This window comes from Hydrogenophaga sedimenti (assembly GCF_051857515.1).
Classification (GTDB): domain Bacteria; phylum Pseudomonadota; class Gammaproteobacteria; order Burkholderiales; family Burkholderiaceae_C; genus Hydrogenophaga.
Window position 1 is genome coordinate 236,749 of record NZ_JBPZHA010000003.1, and the last position, 18,767, is coordinate 255,515.

General features: G+C 67.6%; 18 protein-coding genes. 4 read left to right on the plus strand and 14 right to left on the minus strand.

Features of this window, described 5'->3' with window-relative positions; genetic code table 11:
• Nucleotides 1–120 precede the first annotated feature (120 nt).
• The 10 genes from ACS5NL_RS06250 to ACS5NL_RS06295 all read right to left on the minus strand — a co-directional run bounded on the left by ACS5NL_RS06250 (nucleotide 121) and on the right by ACS5NL_RS06295 (nucleotide 11,051).
• Nucleotides 121–1,509: a hypothetical protein gene (locus ACS5NL_RS06250; protein ID WP_439352777.1), complete on the minus strand. Its 1,389-nt coding sequence runs from the start codon at nucleotides 1,507–1,509 to the stop codon at nucleotides 121–123.
• 253 nt (nucleotides 1,510–1,762) lie between these two features.
• Nucleotides 1,763–2,182: a signal peptide prediction gene (locus ACS5NL_RS06255; RefSeq protein WP_439352778.1), complete on the minus strand. Its 420-nt coding sequence runs from the start codon at nucleotides 2,180–2,182 to the stop codon at nucleotides 1,763–1,765.
• Nucleotides 2,183–2,186: 4 nt separating this feature from the next.
• Nucleotides 2,187–2,672 carry a thioesterase family protein gene (locus tag ACS5NL_RS06260; RefSeq protein ID WP_439352779.1) on the minus strand — a complete coding sequence of 162 codons (486 nt, stop codon included), beginning with the start codon at nucleotides 2,670–2,672 and terminating at the stop codon, nucleotides 2,187–2,189.
• On the minus strand, nucleotides 2,669–3,847 hold the full coding sequence (locus ACS5NL_RS06265) for an acyl-CoA dehydrogenase family protein (protein ID WP_439352780.1): 1,179 nt from the start codon (nucleotides 3,845–3,847) through the stop codon (nucleotides 2,669–2,671). Before ACS5NL_RS06265 ends, ACS5NL_RS06260 begins: the two co-directional genes overlap by 4 nt.
• Nucleotides 3,844–5,766 carry an acetyl/propionyl/methylcrotonyl-CoA carboxylase subunit alpha gene (locus tag ACS5NL_RS06270; protein WP_439352781.1) on the minus strand — a complete coding sequence of 641 codons (1,923 nt, stop codon included), beginning with the start codon at nucleotides 5,764–5,766 and terminating at the stop codon, nucleotides 3,844–3,846. Before ACS5NL_RS06270 ends, ACS5NL_RS06265 begins: the two co-directional genes overlap by 4 nt.
• Nucleotides 5,763–6,563 carry an enoyl-CoA hydratase/isomerase family protein gene (locus ACS5NL_RS06275; RefSeq protein ID WP_439352782.1) on the minus strand — a complete coding sequence of 267 codons (801 nt, stop codon included), beginning with the start codon at nucleotides 6,561–6,563 and terminating at the stop codon, nucleotides 5,763–5,765. The genes ACS5NL_RS06270 and ACS5NL_RS06275 overlap by 4 nt, the downstream gene beginning before the upstream one ends.
• A 22-nt stretch (nucleotides 6,564–6,585) precedes the next feature.
• Nucleotides 6,586–7,758, minus strand: a complete 1,173-nt coding sequence (locus ACS5NL_RS06280; protein ID WP_439352783.1) for an acyl-CoA dehydrogenase family protein — start codon at nucleotides 7,756–7,758, stop codon at nucleotides 6,586–6,588.
• A gap of 35 nt (nucleotides 7,759–7,793) precedes the next feature.
• Nucleotides 7,794–9,413: an acyl-CoA carboxylase subunit beta gene (locus tag ACS5NL_RS06285; protein ID WP_439352784.1), complete on the minus strand. Its 1,620-nt coding sequence runs from the start codon at nucleotides 9,411–9,413 to the stop codon at nucleotides 7,794–7,796.
• The gene (locus tag ACS5NL_RS06290) at nucleotides 9,410–10,300 is read right to left on the minus strand and encodes an SDR family oxidoreductase (RefSeq protein WP_439352785.1); all 891 of its coding nucleotides are present in this window, start codon (nucleotides 10,298–10,300) and stop codon (nucleotides 9,410–9,412) included. The genes ACS5NL_RS06285 and ACS5NL_RS06290 overlap by 4 nt, the downstream gene beginning before the upstream one ends.
• 82 nt (nucleotides 10,301–10,382) lie before the next feature.
• Nucleotides 10,383–11,051 (minus strand): TetR/AcrR family transcriptional regulator, encoded by a 669-nt coding sequence (locus tag ACS5NL_RS06295; RefSeq protein WP_439352786.1) that lies wholly within the window; start codon nucleotides 11,049–11,051, stop codon nucleotides 10,383–10,385.
• A 178-nt stretch (nucleotides 11,052–11,229) separates the two neighbouring features.
• On the opposite strand from ACS5NL_RS06295, the gene ACS5NL_RS06300 reads away from it, so the two are divergent.
• The gene (locus tag ACS5NL_RS06300; protein ID WP_439352787.1) at nucleotides 11,230–12,138 is read left to right on the plus strand and encodes a Tim44 domain-containing protein; all 909 of its coding nucleotides are present in this window, start codon (nucleotides 11,230–11,232) and stop codon (nucleotides 12,136–12,138) included.
• 101 nt (nucleotides 12,139–12,239) lie between these two features.
• Here ACS5NL_RS06300 and ACS5NL_RS06305 read toward each other — a convergent pair whose 3' ends face one another.
• Nucleotides 12,240–13,772 carry a sigma 54-interacting transcriptional regulator gene (locus ACS5NL_RS06305; RefSeq protein WP_439352788.1) on the minus strand — a complete coding sequence of 511 codons (1,533 nt, stop codon included), beginning with the start codon at nucleotides 13,770–13,772 and terminating at the stop codon, nucleotides 12,240–12,242.
• 210 nt (nucleotides 13,773–13,982) lie between these two features.
• Between ACS5NL_RS06305 and ACS5NL_RS06310 the strand changes: the two genes are divergently transcribed.
• A complete protein-coding gene (locus tag ACS5NL_RS06310) occupies nucleotides 13,983–15,236 on the plus strand; it encodes a D-amino acid dehydrogenase (protein ID WP_439352789.1) in 1,254 nt (417 codons plus the stop codon).
• Here ACS5NL_RS06310 and ACS5NL_RS06315 read toward each other — a convergent pair.
• Together ACS5NL_RS06315 and ACS5NL_RS06320 are read right to left on the minus strand one after the other, a co-directional pair.
• A complete protein-coding gene (locus ACS5NL_RS06315) occupies nucleotides 15,227–16,087 on the minus strand; it encodes an alpha/beta hydrolase family protein (RefSeq protein ID WP_439352790.1) in 861 nt (286 codons plus the stop codon). The two genes, ACS5NL_RS06310 and ACS5NL_RS06315, sit on opposite strands and share 10 nt — an antisense overlap.
• On the minus strand, nucleotides 16,087–16,680 hold the full coding sequence (locus tag ACS5NL_RS06320) for an HD domain-containing protein (RefSeq protein ID WP_439352791.1): 594 nt from the start codon (nucleotides 16,678–16,680) through the stop codon (nucleotides 16,087–16,089). The genes ACS5NL_RS06315 and ACS5NL_RS06320 overlap by 1 nt, the downstream gene beginning before the upstream one ends.
• An 80-nt stretch (nucleotides 16,681–16,760) precedes the next feature.
• Between ACS5NL_RS06320 and ACS5NL_RS06325 the strand changes: the two genes are divergently transcribed.
• Nucleotides 16,761–17,825, plus strand: coding sequence for a calcium:cation antiporter (locus ACS5NL_RS06325; RefSeq protein WP_439352792.1), 1,065 nt, complete (start codon nucleotides 16,761–16,763; stop codon nucleotides 17,823–17,825).
• A gap of 21 nt (nucleotides 17,826–17,846) precedes the next feature.
• On the opposite strand, the gene ACS5NL_RS06330 is transcribed toward ACS5NL_RS06325, so the two are convergent.
• Entirely contained in the window at nucleotides 17,847–18,413 is a 567-nt protein-coding gene (locus ACS5NL_RS06330) for a hypothetical protein (RefSeq protein ID WP_439352793.1), read from the minus strand.
• A 180-nt stretch (nucleotides 18,414–18,593) separates the two neighbouring features.
• On the opposite strand from ACS5NL_RS06330, the gene ACS5NL_RS06335 reads away from it, so the two are divergent.
• A complete protein-coding gene (locus ACS5NL_RS06335) occupies nucleotides 18,594–18,764 on the plus strand; it encodes a hypothetical protein (RefSeq protein ID WP_439352794.1) in 171 nt (56 codons plus the stop codon).
• Nucleotides 18,765–18,767: the final 3 nt, after the last annotated feature.

Genomic DNA, 18,767 nt, shown 5'->3' on the forward strand with positions numbered 1-18,767 from the left:
GCGTTCAACGAAGTAGGTAACCGGCGCGTAGCGGCGCGGCACTGCTGGATCAGAATGAAATGAGGCGCTGTGGTGGCATGCTGTTGCGAGTCCAGTTGATCCAAGGTTAAGCGTCATCCGCTAGGATTTCGAGTACAGATCGACCCTGCTTTTCAGAATTTCCAAAGGCGACTTGTTCCAATCAATTAGCGTGCGCTCCTTGAGCCACCACCGAATTAGCACCACGAAAGAGAAGGCCGCGCGCCGGCATTCCATCGGGCCTATTGGAATCCTAGACTTGTGAGATGCAGCGTTTCGATATCGTATGAGTTCGTTCACTGCATTGTTCACGATCTCAGGCCAAATTAGAATCTTCCGCTCTGGCTTTCCAAACCTATCGATTCGGACGTTTGTATGCTTATGAACTTCAACCATCAAGGTAACCAATCTGCGTAAAAGTTCAACGGACTTTGCCGGTGAGAGTTGAGGATCTTCAATCGCGGCCTTGAGTTCTGGATACATCACTGCAACGTCGGGAAGTGGCTCTTCCTTTCTCTTGAAGAGTGCGGCTGCGCGAGCATGTAGCTCGTCGGCAAGCTGGCCCAAGGTCAAGCCCTTGGTCAACTGCTCTCGATAGAGTGTTTCGAAAATCTGGGTTAAGACATCTTCGGACGCCAACCCTATCGCGCTGACGCAATCAGAGAAATTTGATTCCGCAAAGTTTGTCATTGCCTTTTCAATGACGGGCTGTAGATGTGGTTGTGGAATGACAAAATCGTATGCCATTCTGAGAAGGTCAAAATACGGTGCGAATACCTCTTCCTCCGGGGAGAAGACGGGCATAACTGAGGCTTCCTCAATCTTTCCGGTCGCCAAAAGGAACCGCTGTAAATCATGCAGCGGTGAGGAGTCCCAAGCAATCGCGGAGAGTTCACCGTGGCTTCTCGGACCTCGCTGAACGATCATTGAGCCGGACTTAAGGCGAGTTTGATGTCCAACTGCAGCGACCGGGTCAAACCCTGGCAACCAAACCGTCTGTCGAAAGACGTTCAGAGCGTCCACATACTTTTCCTTGATTGGCCCAATGTCGATCAAATCTAATACCAGCTGAACTTCTTCATGACCCGGCCCGAACTGATCGATGCTTTCAGGCTGTTGAGTGTCGAGTCTGACGAGATAGTCGAAGAGGGCAACTGTAAAAGTCAGAGTTGAACAGACCTCCTGACGAAGCTTCATTCGCCATTCGTCATTAATTTTGATGCGGCGATCTCGCTTCCCGCTGCGGATCGTGAGCGTCTCTTTGTCTTTCGTTTCCTTCTCAATATCTGCCCAAATGTCGGCTGAGATGCCGTTACTTGGCAACCATACCGCGTTGAGGTGCCACAAACCAGACGAAACTGGGTTCTCTAGGTACTGAGCAATCTTGCGCTTTTCGTTCTGACTCAGCGGATTGGAGTCACGTTGGCGCAAGCGCCCGCTTCGTCCCATCGTTGCAAGAAAGGCGGCGAATTGGTCGTCGGAGGTGCTCACAGTTGCTTTCGAAGATGTTGAATGAGGAGGAGCTGAGGCGCTCTACTACACTTGGCGTAATTTACCTCACATGACCTGCTGGATGTTCTAGCCAAGCAACTCCCCAAAAGACCCAATCAGTTTCACCAATTGCGAGAGAACAGTCGTCATTTATACACAGATATGAAGTTCGCGAAATCCGGCGGCATCGACCATAGGTAGTTTGTTGCGTTTTCAGTGCTTCAACCAGCCGCTTCGGGTCGATTCCTGGCGTTCAAACTCCACCCAGCCTACGCGCCTCCACCTCAAACGGGTTGTCCCAGTAAGCCCGCCGCCCGCGCATCCATTGCCACACCCCGGCCAGCGCATATGCCGGCAGGAACAGCGGCCCCCAGCGTTCGCATTGCCGCACATGCACCCGCTCGTGTGCGCGCAAGCGTTGCAGTTCCTGCGCATGGGTGCCGAGGATGACGTGGCCGAAGGTGATGGCGGCGAAGGGCCAGCGGCGGCGCGGTGAATGGTGCCGGGCGGCGATCTCGATCACGCCGTCGACCAGCCGCAGGCGCGCGCCAAACGGCACCAGCAACAGACCAAACACAAGACCGATCAGGGTGTTGGGGGAAGCCCAGAGACGCAACGCCCAGCGCTTGAGCAGGCCTGTCGGGTGGCCGGGGCGGCGGCCCCTTCGTGTCATGGTTTCAGGAGACGATGTACGCGCCCGAGCCGCAGGACAGCAGCTTGCCGTCCGGGCCACGGAACTCCATGCGCGTGGACGCGACGCGCGAGCCCAGGCGCAGCACTTCGGCGCTGAGTTCGAAGTGTTCGCCGATGCCGGGGCGCAGGTAGTCGATGCGCAGGTCGATGGTGCCGAGCTTGCCGAAGCGGTGCAGGCGCTGCTCGGGCGTTTCGTCCATGTGGCGCGCACCGATGGCGGCCATGCAGGCCAGGCCGCCCATGGCGTCCAGGCCGGCGCTGATGACGCCGCCGTGCACGCGGTTGTAGCTGTAGTGGCCCACCAGCTCGTGCTTCATGTCGATGCGTGCGACGACGCGCTCGGGCAGCAGGCTGGTGATCTTCAGGCCCAGCACCTGGTTGAAGACGATCTTCTCTTCGAAGATGCTCTTGAGCCCCGCGATGAACTCGGGCTCGAACTCGGTGGGCGGTGGCGGTGTGGTCTTGCTCATAGTCCCCATTGTCGTGCGGCCAGTTCTTTCATGATTTCTTCGGCGCCGCCGCCGATCATCATGACCTTGACCTCGCGGTAGATGCGTTCGCTGGCGGTGCCGCGCATGTAGCCCATGCCACCGAGGATCTGCACCGCCTGGTCGGCGCAGAACTGCATGGCCTGCGTGGCGTGGTTCTTGAGCAGGCAGATCTGCGCGACCCAGTCCGGGCCGGTGTCGCCCGCGTCGGCGCGGGCAGCCAGCGCGTCGGTCCAGGCCTGCGTGGACTCGATGCGCATGCGCATGTCCATCAGCTTGTGGCGGATCACCTGGCGCTCGATCAGCGGCGCGCCGAAGGTCTGGCGCTGGCGCGCCCAGTCGAGCGCTTCGTCGTGGCAGGCCTGCGCAAAGCCCAGCGCCATCGCCGAGAGCGCGATGCGCTCGCCGTTGAAATTGCCCATGACCATGCGAAAGCCCGCGCCCTCCTCGCCCAGCCGGTAGCGCGCGGGCACGCGCACACCGTCGAAGCGCAGGTGCGCGGTGTCGGAGCAGTGCCAGCCCATCTTCTGCAGCACCGTGCGCGAGACGCCGGGCCGGTCCATCGGCACCACGACCATGCTGATGCCGCCGGCGCCCTTGTTGTTGGCATCGGTGCGGACGGCGAGCGTGACCCAGTCGGCGCGCACGCCGGAGGTGATGAAGACTTTCTCGCCGTCGATCACGTAGTCGTCGCCGTCGCGGCGCGCGGTGGTGCGCAGGTTGGCGACGTCGGAGCCGCCGCCGGGCTCGGTGATGCCCAGCGCCGCGATCTGCTCGCCACGCAGCACCGGCGGCACGATCTCGGCCTGTTGCTCGGGCGTGCCGTGCGCGAGCACGGGCGGCAGGCCGATGTTGTGCGAGAACAGGCTGGCCATCAGGCCGCCGCTGGTGCCGTGGCGCGCCAAGGTCTGCGACAGCGCGTTGCGGGCGCGCCAGGGCGCTGGCGTGCCGCCGAGGTGTTCGGGGTAGCCCAGACCGAGCAGGCCGAGGTCGGCGGCTTCGCGGTACAGGTCGCGCGGGATCTCGCCGGCGGCTTCCCAGGCATCGAGGTGGGGGCGCACGCGTTCGGTCGCGAAGCGCCGCACCGTGTCGACCAGGGACTGCAGATCGGCCGAATCGAAGGATGCAGCGATGTCGGTGGCGGTGTGGCTGCTCATGCGGCGTCCTCACCGAACACCAGCAGCACCTGCCCCGGCATCAGCTGCTGCCCCGCGACCACGGTCACACCGGACACGGTCGCGTCGCGCGGCGCGCTGATCTGGTGTTCGATCTTCATGCTCTCGATGGTCAGCAGCACCTGGCCCCGCGCCACGCGCTGGCCGGGTTGCACCGACAGGGCCACCAGCTTGCCGTTGAACAGGGCACGCAGCTCGCGCGCAGCGGCACCGCCGCCCGCGCTGGCGGGAGCGGTGTGGCTCAGGTCGTCCAGCGTCACCTGGTCCGCGCCCCAGCGCACCTCACAACGCCCATCGGGCTGGCGCGACACGGTGGCGCGGCGCGTGACGCCGTCGAGCGTGACCACACCGTCACCGACCACGGCGTCGTGCGTGTCGGTGCCCACCGCGACCTGCAAGGCGCCGTGGCCCTTCTCGCGCACCACCAGGTCGAGCGTCTCTTCACCATGCCGCCAGCGCAGCGGCCGGGGGAACGGCGACGGCAGGTCGCCCGGTCCGTGGCCGAGGTAGCTGGCCGCCAGCGCGGCGGCCAGCAGCGCCTCGCGGGACGGGGCGAGCGTGGCGCGCACCTCGCCGGCGTGTCCGGCGAGAAACGGAATGCCCGCGTCTCCGGCCCGGAACGTCGGGTGGCGCAGGCAAGCCGCCAGGAAGGCGCGGTTGTTCGGCAGGCCGAGCAGCACCGTGTCGTCCAGCGCCTGCGCCAGCCGGTCGATCGCTTCTGCGCGGGTCGGCGCGTGGGCGATCAACTTGCCGAGCATGGCGTCGTAGTGCGGCGTGACCACGGCGCCGCTCTCCAGCGCATGGTCAAAGCGCAGACCTCCGTGCAACGCGGGTTCGATGAAGCATTGCACCGTGCCGGCGTGCGGCGTGAAGTGATCGTCTTCGGCACAGAGCCGGACTTCGATGGCGTGGCCGTCCAGACGCACCTGTTCCTGCTTCAGCGGCAACGCCTCGCCACGGGCGACGCGCAGTTGCCATTCGACGAGATCGAGGCCGGTCACCATCTCGGTGACAGGGTGTTCCACCTGAAGCCTGGTATTCATCTCCATCAGGAAGAACTGGTCGCCCTCCAGCAGGAACTCCACCGTGCCCGCGCCCACATACCCCGCGCCCTGCGCGAGCGCGACGGCGCAACGGCCGAGTTCGGCGCGCAGCTCGGGCGAGACCGCCGGGCTGGGCGACTCTTCGATGATCTTCTGGTGGCGGCGTTGCACCGAGCAGTCGCGTTCACCGAGATGGATGCAGTGGCCGTGCGCGTCGGCGAACACCTGCACCTCCACATGGCGCGGCGCCAGCAGGGCGCGCTCGATCAGCAGGTCGCCATTGCCGAAGCCCGCGAGCGCTTCCGAGCGCGCACTCTGCAGCGCAGCCGGCAACTGATCCGCGCGGTGCACCAGGCGCATGCCGCGCCCGCCGCCACCGGCCACGGCCTTGACCATGAGCGGAAAACCGATGCGCTGCGCTTCAGCGATGAGGGTTTCGTCGCGCTGGTCGTCGCCAAAGTAACCCGGCAACACGGGCACCCCCTGCTGCAGCGCCACGGCCTTGGCGGCCGACTTGCTGCCCAGCGCGCGGATCGCCGCGGGCGGCGGACCGACCCAGGTCAGGCCGGCGTCGATCACGGCCTGTGCGAAGTCGGCGTTTTCGCTGAGGAAGCCATAGCCCGGATGCACGGCGTCGGCGCCGCTGCGGCGTGCCGCGTCGAGCAGCTTGTCAATGCGCAGGTAGCTGTCGGCCGAGGCGGTGCCGCCCAGCGCCACCGCCGCATCGGCCTCGCGCACATGCAGCGCGTCGCGGTCGGCGTCGGAATACACCGCCACCGTGGAGAGGCCCATGCGGCGCGCGGTGCGGAGGATGCGGCGCGCGATCTCGCCGCGGTTGGCGATCAAAAGGCGCTTCATCGCGGCCCCGACTGCACCCAAGGGGCGGGCTGCTTGTGCATGAAGGCGTGCAGGCCGCTGGCGGCTTCGTCGCCGCGCAGGGCCGTGGCAAAGGCCAGGGCCGCTTCGTCCCGCAGATCGGGCAGCGGCGCGTGCATGCGGCGCAGCAGCTGCTTGGTCGCGGCGGTGGCGCCCGGTGCGGCGCGGCGGAAATGCACCAGCGTGTCGAGCAGCGCGTCTTCCAGTTCGCCGTCGGCCACCACATCGTTGACCAGACCGAGCGCGTGCGCTGCGGTCGCGCTGTAGTGCTGCCCGGAGAGCAGGCACTGGCGCGCGGCCCGGTCGCCCAGGCGCTGCCAGACGAAAGGCGCGATCTGCGCCGGCGGCAGGCCCAGCGTGACCTCGGGCGTCGCGAACACCGAGCGCTGCGTGGCCAGCACCACGTCGGCGCAGCAGGCCAGACCGAAGCCGCCGCCCATCGCCGGACCATCGACCGCCACGATCAGCAACTGCGGCAGCAGGCTCAGCGCGTGCAGCACGTCGCCGAAGCCGCGGTTGGCGTCGATCAGCGGGTCGCGCTCGCCCGGCGGCAGCGGCTGGCCGATGGCGCTGGCGAAACCGCCGAGACTGCCACCGGCGCAGAAGGCGCCGGCCGCCCCGGTCAGCACCACCGTGCGCAGCTCCACATCGGCCTGCGCCCGCAGGCAGGCTTCGTACAGCGCCACCACCATGCCGTCCGACAGCGCATTGCGCGAGGCCGGGTCGTTGAGCGTCCAGCGCTCCACGTCGCCCTGTCGCACCACCAGAAAGTTGCTCATCGTCGTGTCCTCCGTCTGCGGCTCAATGCACCGGCTTCTTGGCGATGCCCATCATCTTGGTCAGGATGCCCAGCATCACCTCGTCGGCGCCGCCGCCAATCGACGCAAGCCGGCCGTCGCGGTACATGCGCGAGACCTTGTTGTCCCAGGTGAAGCCCATGCCACCCCAGAACTGCAGGCAGGTGTCGGGCACCAGGCGGTTCAGGCGCCCGGCCTTGAGCTTGGCCATGGTCGCCCACTCGGTCACATCCTCGCCCGCCACGTAGTGCTCGCAGGCCTGGTAGGTCAGCGCGCGCAGGCTCTCGACCTCGGTCTTGAGCTCGGCCAGCTTGAACTGCACCCACTGCTGGTCGGCCAGCGTGCTGCCGAACAGCTTGCGCTCCTGCGCGTAGTCCACCGTCCACTGGATGCAGTTGCTCAGGCTCTGCAGGCAACTGGCCGCCGCCCACAGGCGCTCTTCCTGGAACTGCTGCATCTGGTAGATGAAGCCCGCGCCTTCGGCGCCGATGCGGTAGCGCTGCGGCACGCGCACCTCGTCGAAGAACAGCAGGCCGGTGTCGCTGCTGTTCATGCCGATTTTCTTGATCTTCTGGCCGACCTCGAAGCCCTTGACCGTCCTGCCGTTCTCGCGCAGCGGCACCATGACCAGGGTCTTGTTCTTGTGCGCCGGGCCGTCGCTGGTGTTGACCAGCATGCACATCCAGTCGGCCTGCAGGCTGTTCGTGATCCACATCTTCTGGCCGCTGATGACGTAGTCGTCGCCGTCCTTGCGCGCCACGGTCTTGATGGCGGCCACGTCGCTGCCCGCGCCCGGCTCGCTCACGCCGATGCAGCCCACCGCGTCGCCCGCGATGGCCGGCGCCAGGAACTGCGCCTTGAGTTCTTCGCTGCCGAAACGGGCCAGCGCGGGCGTGCACATGTCGGTCTGCACGCCGATCGCCATCGGCACGCCGCCACAGTGGATGTGGCCCAGCGCCTCGGCCATGGCCACGCTGTACGAATAGTCCAGCCCCATGCCGCCGTGCGCCTCGGGCTTGGTCAGGCCCAGCAGGCCCAGGGTGCCCATCTGCTTGAAGACCTCGTGCGCGGGAAAGATTTCGGCCGCCTCCCACTCGTCGACGTGCGGGTTGATCTGCTCATCGATGAAGCGCTTGAGCGTCTTCTGGATCTCGCGGTGTTCGTGGGTGAACTGCATGTCTGGTCTCCGGTTTTTGTGGGGTCGGGTTTGGGTCACATGCGCGCGACACCAAACTGCATGCGGCGCGGCTGGCGCAACGCGGCTTCGGCCACGGTGTCAAGGCAGAAGCTCAGCACCGCGCGGGTGTCGCGCGGGTCGATCACGCCGTCGTCGAGCACCAGGCCGCTGGTGGTGAACGCGTCGGCCTGCGACTCGAACTTCTGCACGATGGCGTCGAACTGCGCCTGCATCTGCGCCCGCACCTCGGGTGTGTCGGTCGGTATCCCTTTGCGCGCCATGCCGGCCTCTGCAACGATCTGCATGGTCTTGGCGGCCTGCTCGCCGCCCATGACGGCCGTGCGCGCGTTGGGCCAACTGAACAGGAAACGCGGTGCATAGCCGCGGCCGCACATGCCGTAGTTTCCGGCGCCGAAGCTGGCGCCGCACTGGATGGTGATCTGCGGCACGCTGGCGTTGGTCACCGCCTGGATCATCTTGCTGCCGTGCTTGATCATGCCGGCCTGTTCGCTGTCCTTGCCGACCATGTAGCCGGTGGTGTTCTGCAGATAGACGATGGGGTGGCCAAGCTGGCACATCCACTGGATGAAGTGCGTGGCCTTGTTCGCGCCAGCCACATCGATCGGGCCGTTGTTGCTGATGAGGCCCACCGCATGGCCGCCGATGTGAGCTTGTACGCAGACCGTCGCGGCGCCGTAGAGCGGCTTGAATTCGAGGATGTCGGAGGCGTCGGTGATGCGCAGCATGAGCTCGCGCATGTCGACCGGCTCGCGGTGGTGCGGCGGCATCAGCGACAGCAGGTCGTCGGCGTCGAAGCGCGGCGAGGGGACAGAAGCAGCCGTTGTCGTCTGCCACCCTGCCTGGGAAACCACCTCGCGCGCAATGCCCAGCGCCTCGCGGTCGTCTTCGGCCAGGTACTCGCCCAGCCCCGACACCGCCGTGTGCATCTCGGCGCCGCCGAGTTCTTCTTCGGTGGCGACCTCGCCGGTCGCGGCCTTGAGCAGCGGCGGCCCGGCGAGGAAGGCGCGCGAACGGCCGCGCACCATGATCACCACGTCGGAGAGGCCCGGCATGTAGGCGCCACCCGCCGTGCCCGAACCGTGCTGCACCGTGATCACCGGCAGCCCTGCCGCCGAGAGGCGCGCAAGGTTACGGAACAGCCCGCCACCGAGCACGAAGCCTTCGACCTGGTACTTCATCAGGTTCGCGCCCGCGCTCTCGACCAGATGCACGAAAGGCAACTTGTTCTCCAGCGCGATCTCCTGCACCCGCAGGATCTTCTCCAGCCCGCGCGGCTGGATCGCACCGGCGTCGATGCCCGAATCGCTGGCCACCACCATGCAGCGCACGCCGCCGATGAAGCCGATGCCGGCCAGCATGCCGCCGCCGGGCACCGACTTCTCGGGGTCCTTGACGTCCTGCAGAAAGCCCGCCAGCGAACACAGCGGCAGGTACGGCGCGCCCGGATCGAGCAGCAGACCGACACGCTCGCGCGGCAGCAGCTGGCCCCGTTTGTGGAACACCGGCGCCGACTGGGCCGAGGCGGCGGCGGCGCGATCTTCGAGCGCGCGCAGCAGGGCGATGCGCTCGAGCATGGCTGCACGGCGTTGCGCCGCCTGTTCGCTGTTCGGGTTGAAGCTGCTCTGGAAGCTCATGACTGGAACACCTTCGGCGTCACGTAGCGGTGGAACCCGTCGAACGGCTTGACGGCGTCGCGTTGCTGCGCTTCTTCGGGCGCCGCGACCTGGCCCCAGCCCATGCGCACCTGCGGCCGCGCCCCGTCGACGCGCAACACCGTGCCGCTGACGAAGCTGGCGGCCGGCGAGAGCAGGAACACGATGGCAGCCGAGGTCTCGGCCTCGTTGCCGAAGCGGCCCAGCGGAACCGTGGTGCGCATCTCGCGCAACATGGGGCCGGCTTCGGGCGGGTAGTGGTCCATGCCGCTGGAGGCGATGTAGCCGGGCGCCACCGCGTTGACGCGCACGCCGCTTCGCGCCCACTCCATCGCGGCGGTCTCGGTGAAGCTCACCATGCCCGCGCGCGCCGCGCCGCTGTGGCCCATGCCGGGCATCGAGCCCCAGATGTCGGCCACGATGTTGACGATGGCCCCGCCGTGCGCGGACATGCTCTGCAGGTAGCACTCGCGCGCCACCAGGAAGCCACCGGTGAGGTTGGTGTCGATCACCGCCTGCCAGCCCTTGGCGCTGATCTTCTCCAGCGGCGTGATGTACTGGCCACCTGCGTTGTTGACCAGCGCGTCGATGCGGCCGTGGGCCTGCACCGCGTCCGCCACCATGGCCTGCACGCCGGCTTCGTTGCGGATGTCGCAGACGTGGAAACTCGCGCGGCCGCCGTCTTCGGCGATCTCGACCGCGGTGGCCTGCAGCTTCTCGGGGTTGCGCCCCACCAGCACCACCATCGCGCCCAGACGCGCCAGCTCGTGCGCGGTGCAGCGGCCGATGCCGGAACCGCCGCCCGTGACCATCACCACGCGGCCGGCGAACAAGCCATCGCGAAAGGCCGATCGGTAGCCTGCGCTCATGACCGACCTCCGCCGGGCCGCCCCAAGGAGGCCGAGCCCCCGTGGGGGGCAGCGACCCGCGCAGCGGTGGAGCGTGGGGGTGTCATGTCGTCTCCTTCAGGAAGAGTTGCAACGCCGCCTCGGTCAGGTCGTCAAGCGACTTCCTGCGGCCCGGTTCGAACCACTGCACGGCCCAGTTCAGCGCGCCGAACAGCATCAGGCGCGCCAGGCTCGGGTCCCCACTGAGCTCGCCGCGCTCGTGCAGCGCCTGCAGCACCGGCACCCAGACCGCTTCGTACTCGCGCCGCAGCTCGTTGACCGCCTGCCGCTGCACCTCGGACAACGAACGCCACTCGTACAGCATCACCGGAATGAAGTCGCTTTCGGCACCCAGCAGCACCTCCAGGTGGTTGCGCACCAGCACCCGCAGGCAGTCGCGCGCGCTCAGCGGCTGGCCGTGGCTGGCGGCCGCCTGCATGGCGCCGGCCTGCCGGCCGGTCGCGCGCTGCATGCCTTCGAGCATCACCGCCGCCAGCAGCGCCTCCTTGTTTTCAAAGTGATAGAACGGCGAGCCCGAGCGCATGCCGGCAGCGGTCGCGATGTCGCGCGTGCTGGTCGCGGCAAAGCCCTGCTGGCGGAACAGGCGCGCCGCGGCGCGCAGCAGCTCCTGCCGGCGGTTGCCATCGTCGCGTTCGTCGGCGGTTTTCCGGGGTCGGCCACGGGCGCGCCGCAAGGGTTCGGCCGCATCGGGTGCGGGGATCGGTGCATTCATGGAACGACACCCTAGCAGAGCCCCTTATTTTTAGCAAGCAAATGCTCTGTGAAAATCAGGCGCATCCCGGGATATTCCTATTTTCAGGGATATACCGTGCGTGATTTGCTGGTTTTTCAGAAGTTAAGCCACGCCTAAGATCGCGGGCGTCCACTTTCCTTCCTTGATGGAGACCCACATGAAAAAACTGCTTTCCCTGCTGGCCGTCGTGCTGACGCTGGGCCTGGGCACCGCCCACATGGACGCCGAGGCCAAACGCCTGGGTGGTTCCCGTTCGATGGGCATGCAACGCCAGGCGACGCCGCCCGCGCGCACTCCCGACGCGACCCCGAACGCCACGCCGGCCACCCCGGCCGCCGGCGCCGCCGCTGCTGGCGCTGCCGCCGCGACGCCCAAGCGCAACTGGATGGGCCCGCTCGCCGGTCTGGCCGCCGGTCTGGGCCTGGCCGCGCTGGCCTCGCACCTGGGCTTCGGTGAAGGCTTTGCCAACATGCTGATGATCGGCCTGCTGGTGATGGTCGCGTTCGCCGCGTTCCGCTTCTTCATGGCCAGGCGCGCCACGGCACAGGGCAACGGCATGGCCTATGCCAGTGCTGGTGCCGGAGCCGGTCAGGCGAACCCGGGCAACGTGTTCCGCATGCCGCCCGCCGGCAACCAGACGGCAGCGGCCGCTGGCGGCTCGATGATCGGTGCCAACCTGCAAGGCGCGCAGCCGCGCATCCCGGCCGACTTCGACGTCGCTGCTTTCGAGCGCAACGCCAAGGTCAACTTCATCCGCCTGCAGGCGGCCAACGACACCGGCAACCTGGACGACATCCGCCAGTTCACCTCGCCCGAAATGTTCGCCGAACTGCAGATGGACATCCGCGACCGCAACGGCGCCACGCAACAGACCGACGTGATGCAGCTGAACGCGCAGGTCCTTGAAGTCGCCGAAGAAGGCGCCATGTACATCGTCAGCGTGCAATTCGGCGGTGAGCTGCGCGAAGACGGCGTGGTCGGTCCGATCAACGAGATCTGGCACCTGACCAAGCCGCGCCAGGGCAACAGCGGCTGGACGCTGGCCGGCATCCAGCAAGGCGCCTGACCGCAGGACCGAACGCCGACCGAACCTTTTGTCGCTCCTAGAGAGCTCCTCGCTTGCCCCGGCCCCGTGCCGGGGCTTTTTTTTGCCTCCAGCCCGTTGCCTCAGGTCTTGAGCCCGTAGCGCCGCAGGCGGGCGGCGATCGCGGAGTGCGAAGTGCCCAGCCGCTCGGCCAGCTTGCGCGTGCTCGGGTACTCGGGCAACAGGCGTTCCAGCAACGCACGCTCGAATCCGCCGACCGCCTCGTCGAGCGTGCCGACCTCTTCCGCCGCCACCGGCACCACGCTCACGTCGGCCCCCGCCAGTTCCAGCGCCGCCACGTCGATCACCGGCGATTCGCTCATGGTGACCGCGCGGAAGATCACGTTCTGCAGCTGCCGCACATTGCCGTGCCAGGGATTGGCCATCAGTGCCTCGCCCGCCGCCCGGCTCAGGCGCGCCTTCGGTCGCCCGGTCTGCGCGCAGGCCCGTTCGAGGAACACCTGCGCCAGCGGCAGGATGTCTTCGGTGCGCTCACGCAGCGGCGGCAGGTTCAGCTGCAGCACGTCGAGCCGGAACAGCAGGTCCTGCCGGAACGCGCCGCTGGCGACCATGTCGTCCAGCGCGCGGTGGGTCGCGCTGATGACGCGCACGTTCACCTTGAGGTCGCGCTCGCCGCCCACGCGGCGGAAGCTGCCGTCGTTGAGGAAACGCAGCAGCTTGGCCTGCAGGTAGGGCGACATCTCGCCCACCTCGTCGAGGAACAGCGTGCCGCCGTCGGTGAGTTCGAGCAGGCCCGGCCGGCCGCCGCGCAAGGCGCCGGTGAAGGCACCGCTGGCGTAGCCAAACAGCTCGCTCTCGGCCAGGCTCTCGGGCAGGGCCGCGCAGTTGAGCGCGAAGAACGGCTGGTCGCGGCGCGGGCTGCCGGCGTGGCAGGCCTGCGCGACCAGCTCCTTGCCGGTGCCGGTCTCGCCGCGGATCAGCAGCGGCGCGTCGACCTGGGCCATGCGCATGGCACGCTGCTTGAGCGCACGGATCGCCGGCGACTGGCCGAGGATGGCGTCGAAGCCGCCAGCGCCGTGGTTCTGCAGCGCGCTGATGCGTTCGCCCAGGCGTTGCGGCGCGTGCAGCGTCAGCACGGCGCCCGCCACGTGGCCGCCCGCGTCGTGCAGCGCCACCGTCTCCATCAGGAAGCGCTGGCCGCCGATCTGCACCTCGCTCACCGGCAGGCGCGCGCCCTGCGCCACCAGCGCATCGACCAGGGCCTGGTCGCCGGTCAGTTCGCGCAGCGAGCGTCCGGCCAGCTCGGCCTCGGGCATGCCGCAGACCGCGACCGCCGCCGCGTTCGCCAGCACCACGACTCCGTGTCCGTCGACCGCCAGCACCGGGTCGGTCAGCGACGCCATCAGCGCATCCAGGTAGAGGCGCCGCCGCGCGCCGGGCAGCATCTCCAGCTCCGCCACCGACAGCACCCCCGACACCCGCAGCAGCGGCTCGCGCAGCGCCGCGAGATCCTGGGCTCCGAGCGCGGGTGCCTCGATATAGATGTGGGGCGGCTCGACCTCCACCGCCGACACGTTCAGCGCGCGGCTGGCCAGCGCGGCAAGGATTTCCTGGGCAATGCCGACCCGGTCGGTGAAATGGACGTCGATGCGCATGGTGTGTAACTTTTTTGTTCCATTGTATTGATTTTAGTCCACCCACAACCCGAAAACGGAATGAATCCAATACACCACAATCAAGGCCCGCGGGTTTCCCTTTGTGGATCAGGCACTTACCGCGGCCGCTGAGGTGGCACGGTGCTTGCAAAAAGACAGCACTGGGCCCCAGCGACGCCATCGCGCCGCGGGCCACGTCGGAGAAAAACAATGCGGGTACTGGTTCTGGGCAGCGGTGTGATCGGCACGACGATCGCGTATTACCTGGCGCGCGATGGCCACGAGGTCGAAGTGATCGAGCGCCAGCCCGGCCCGGCGCTGGAAACCAGCTATGCCAACGCGGGCGAAGTCTCGCCCGGCTACTCGGCCCCCTGGGCCGGCCCCGGCGTGCCGGTCAAGGCCATCAAGTGGCTGCTGATGCACCACAGCCCGCTGGTGATCAAGCCCATGCTGGACCCGGCCATGTGGCGCTGGGGCGCGTCCATGCTGCGCAACTGCACCGAGGCGCGCTACCAGGTCAACAAGGGGCGCATGGTGCGACTGGCCGAGTACAGCCGCGACTGCCTGAAGGAACTGCGCGCCGACATCGGCATCGAGTACGACCACCGCGAGCAGGGCACGCTGCAACTCTTCCGCACCCAGAAGCAGCTCGACGGCACCGCCAAGGACATCGAGATCCTGAAGGAATATGGCGTGCCCTACCAGGTGCTCGACCAGGCCGGCTACCTGAAGTACGAACCCGCGCTGGCCGACGTGAAGGAGAAGTTCGTCGGCGCGCTGCGCCTGCCCGGCGACGAGACCGGCGACTGCTTCAAGTTCACCAACACGCTGGCCGAGAAGGCCAAGGCCCTGGGCGTGAAGTTCCGCTTCGGCGTCGGCATCGAGGCGCTGGAGCGCAGCGGCAACCAGATCACCGGCGTGCGCACCAGCGAAGGCCTCAAGACCGCCGACCGCTATGTGCTCGCGCTGGGCAGCTACTCGACCGCCATGCTCGCGCCGCTGGGCATCCGCATCCCGGTCTACCCGGTCAAGGGCTTCTCGATCACCGTGCCGATCACCAACGCCCACAAGGCCCCCGAGTCGACCATCATGGACGAGACCCACAAGGTCGCCGTCACGCGCCTGGGCGACCGCATCCGCGTCGGCGGCACGGCACAGCTCTCCGGCTTCGACCTGGAACTCAGCGAGGGCCGGCGCAAGACGCTTGAGTTCGTCGTCACCGACCTGTTCCCCCGCGCCGGCGACGTGGCCAAGGCCGAGTTCTGGACCGGCCTGCGACCCATGACGCCCGACGGCACACCCATCGTCGGCGATTGCAAGTACGACAACCTGCTGCTCTCCACCGGCCACGGCACCCTGGGCTGGACCATGGCCACCGGCACCGGCCGCGTGATGGCCGACCTGATCGCCGGCCGCACGCCGGAGATCAGCATGGAAGGCCTGGACGTCGCGCGCTACGGTTGACCGAGGCCCTGGAGGAATTGCGCCATCGGCTCCGTCCAGATGGCGCGGCTGCGGACGATCTGGTGGTCGTTCCGAAACGGGCCGAACGTCAGCACCTGAAACCGGCCCTTGCCGCCCGCGGCGGTGAACGCCGCGAAGTTCCCCTGGCTGTGGGCGATGCGGTAGTACGGGTCGCGCTCTCCGTAGAGCCACAGGGTGGGTCCGGGAAAGACCGCCGCCTTGCGGAAGCTGTCGCCATTGATCTGCTCCGCCGTTTCGCAGCGCTCGCCGACCCAGCCGCCCACGAAGTTCAGCACGCCCGCAAAGCGCTCCGGCTGTGAGGCGGCCACCACCATGGCCAGGAGACCGCCCTTCGAGTGCCCGCCAATGAGCATGCGCTTGGGGTCCACGTTCGTCCGGGTCGCCAGGTACCCGGTCACCTCGGCCAGATCCTGCGTCGCGCGCTCCAGCCCCGCCAGCGACACCGAGGGATCGCAGGCGTAGCGCCCGGCCTCGGGCTGCCAGCCCTCGGCGTAGCGGCCATCCGACTGGCCCCGGCCACGCCGCTGCGGGAACACCACCATCCATCCCCGCTCGTTGAAGAAGGCCGCCAGCTCGGGGTAGGTGACCGTGTGGCTGACCTCCCGGGGGTCGTTGCCGTTGCCCACCGAACCGTGGTTGAACACAAGCGTCGGGAACGGGCCGTCACCGGCTGGCCGGGCGATGACGAGCTCCAGGGCCACCGGGCGCCCGTCCTCCTGCAGCGCCGTGGCGATCTTCAGGGCGGACAGCGCCTGCGCGCCGGAGGCCGCGGCGAGCAGCGACAGCGCCGCGACACAGACCCGGGCCATGTGCACGACAGGGATGCGCATCAGGCGGCCGCCTTCTCCACCGGCAGCGCCGCCTTGTAGACCGAGTTCTTCGGCGCCGCCATCAGCCGGCGCAGCATCGGCTCGAAGTGGCTCAGCGGCAGCGCCTCCATCGCCGGATCGAAGGCCGGGTTGTCGTAGCGCTCGACGAACTCGGCCGTGCGCTGGTAGTGCGGATGGTCCCTGAACATGTCGCGCATGTTGCGGTCCAGGCCGATGTGGTGGAAGAAGTTGTAGCCCTGGAAGATGCCGTGGTGCTGCACCATCCACAAGTTCTCTTCGCTCACGAAGGGCTTGAGGATCGCGGCGGCGATGTCGGGGTGGTTGAACGACCCGAGGGTGTCGCCGATGTCGTGCAGCAGCGCGCAGACCACGTACTCCTCGTCGCGGCCGTCCCGCAGCGCCAGCGTCGCCGCCTGCAGGCTGTGGGTCAGGCGGTCGACCGGAAAACCGCCGTGGTCGCCGTCGAGCAGCTTCAGGTGGTCGAGCACGCGGTCGGGCAGCGATTTCGCCATCGCCATGGCTTCGGGAAGGATGCAGGCCCAGTCTTCGCGGGTGCTCTCTTCCATGCGTCTGAAGGTGGCTCGGGTCTGCATGTCGGTCTCCTGGATGGTCGTTTGCGGGTCTATCGCTCGGCGCCATCTTGTCCGAAAGCCGGAGACGCCACAATGGGTCCATGGACCGGTTTGTGCTCTTTCCCCTTTTCGCTGTCGGCGTGCTCGCCGCCGGCCTCCTGCTGCCTGCCCACAACGCCTTGTTGCTGGTGGCGGTGCCCGCGCTGGTGCTGGCGGTGACCAGCGCCGTGCACCACGCCGAGGTGATCGCGCACAAGGTCGGCGAGCCGTTCGGCACGCTGGTGCTGGCGCTGGCGGTCACGGTGATCGAGGTGGCGCTGGTGCTGTCGATGATGCTGGCCGGCGGTGCGAACGCGGCCACCGTGCCGCGCGACACGATCTACTCGGCGGTCATGATCATCTGCAACGGCGTGGTCGGGGTCTGCCTGCTGCTGGGCGGCCTGCGCCACCGGGAGCAGGCGTTCCGGATCGAAGGCACCGGTTCGGGCCTGGCGGCCCTGGTGGTGATGTCGGCGCTGGTGCTGGTGATGCCCTCGCTGACCACCAGCGCGCCCGGCGCCAGCTACACCGCCTCGCAGCTGGTGTTCGTGGCGGCGGGTTCGCTGCTGCTCTGGCTGGTGTTCGTGTTCATCCAGACCGTGCGCCACCGCGACTACTTCCTGCCCGAGGAAGACGCCGCCGACGAGTCGGTGCACGCCGAGCCGCCGTCCACCCGCGAAGCGACGGTCAGCTTCGTGCTGCTGCTGGTGGCGCTGGTGGGCGTGGTCGGGCTGGCCAAGCTGCTGTCGCCCTCGCTGGAGCGGCTGGTGCACCAGTGGCAGGCACCGACCGCCGTGGTCGGCACGCTGATCGCGATCGTCGTGCTGGCACCGGAGACCTGGGCCGCCATCCGCGCGGCCCGCGCCAACCGCCTGCAGACCAGCATGAACCTGGCCCTCGGGTCGGCGCTGGCCTCGATCGGCCTGACGATTCCGGTGGTGGTGATCGCGGCCGTGTGGCTGGGTCTGCCGCTGACGCTGGGCATCGACTCCAAGGACATGGCCCTGCTGACGCTGACCTTCATCGTCGGCACGATCACCCTCGGCTCGGGCCGGACCAACCTGATGCAGGGCGCGATCCACCTGGTGGTGTTCGCGGCCTTCCTGTTCCTGACCTTCGTGCCATGAGCACCGTCGGTCGGGCGTCACCTACGGCCAGACGGCCGGCGGGCTGCAGGCGCCGGTGTGGAAGATGCCCTTTTCGCCGTTGTTGGGCACAAAGACCTGGACATCGGCCGTCTTCGGAAACACCTGGCCGTCGCCGCAGGTGACGCTCTGCGTGGTGCCGACCACGACCTGCGTGCCCGGGTGCACTTCGCAAGACACGACGCGGTCCAGCCGGCTCCAGGCCGGGCAGATGGCAAAGGCGTTGCGGTAGCTCTCGGGCGTCCCGGCCGGCGGGACCATCGACCACCAGCCGCCGAACCGGGAATACGGCACGGTCGAGTCGAACACCCGGTAGAGCGTCACGGGCTGCTGCACCGCATACACCTTGGCCGTGCAGGTTCCGCCCTGGCCGGAAGCGAGCCGGGCCTGCCACAGCAGGGCCGGGTTGTCCGAGGGCATCAGGCCGGGCACGGTGTCGGGCGCGCGGCCTTCACAGGCCACCCCGTCGATGCCGACCTCCAACGACGTCCCGCCCCGGTCCACCGGCAGGGCACAGCCAGCCAGGGCCAGGACAACAACACACAGCGGAAGGGTCGGCAGGGGACGCATGGAGCGGTTCTTTCGCGAAATACCCGCCCTTTCGGCCGGGCGCGGCAGAACTGTAGCCGGACCGCCGACCGGCTGGACCGGCGCCCGGGTGAACGCCGCGTTCACGCCCCGTTCAAGGCGGCGGCTCCAACATGTCCCCACAGGCCCACCCCGGACCTGACCCGAGCCCAGGAGCCCCACATGCCCACCGAAGTCAAGCAACTCATCCTGTCCATGCTGCGCGTCGCGCTGCCGACCCTGTTCGTCGTTGCCACCGTGGCGTTCGTCAGCATCCCCTACTCGCTCGGACACCAGCCGGGCGACCTGCAGCAGGCCAGCCTGCACGCTGGCGAACCGCGCCACATGACCTGAGCC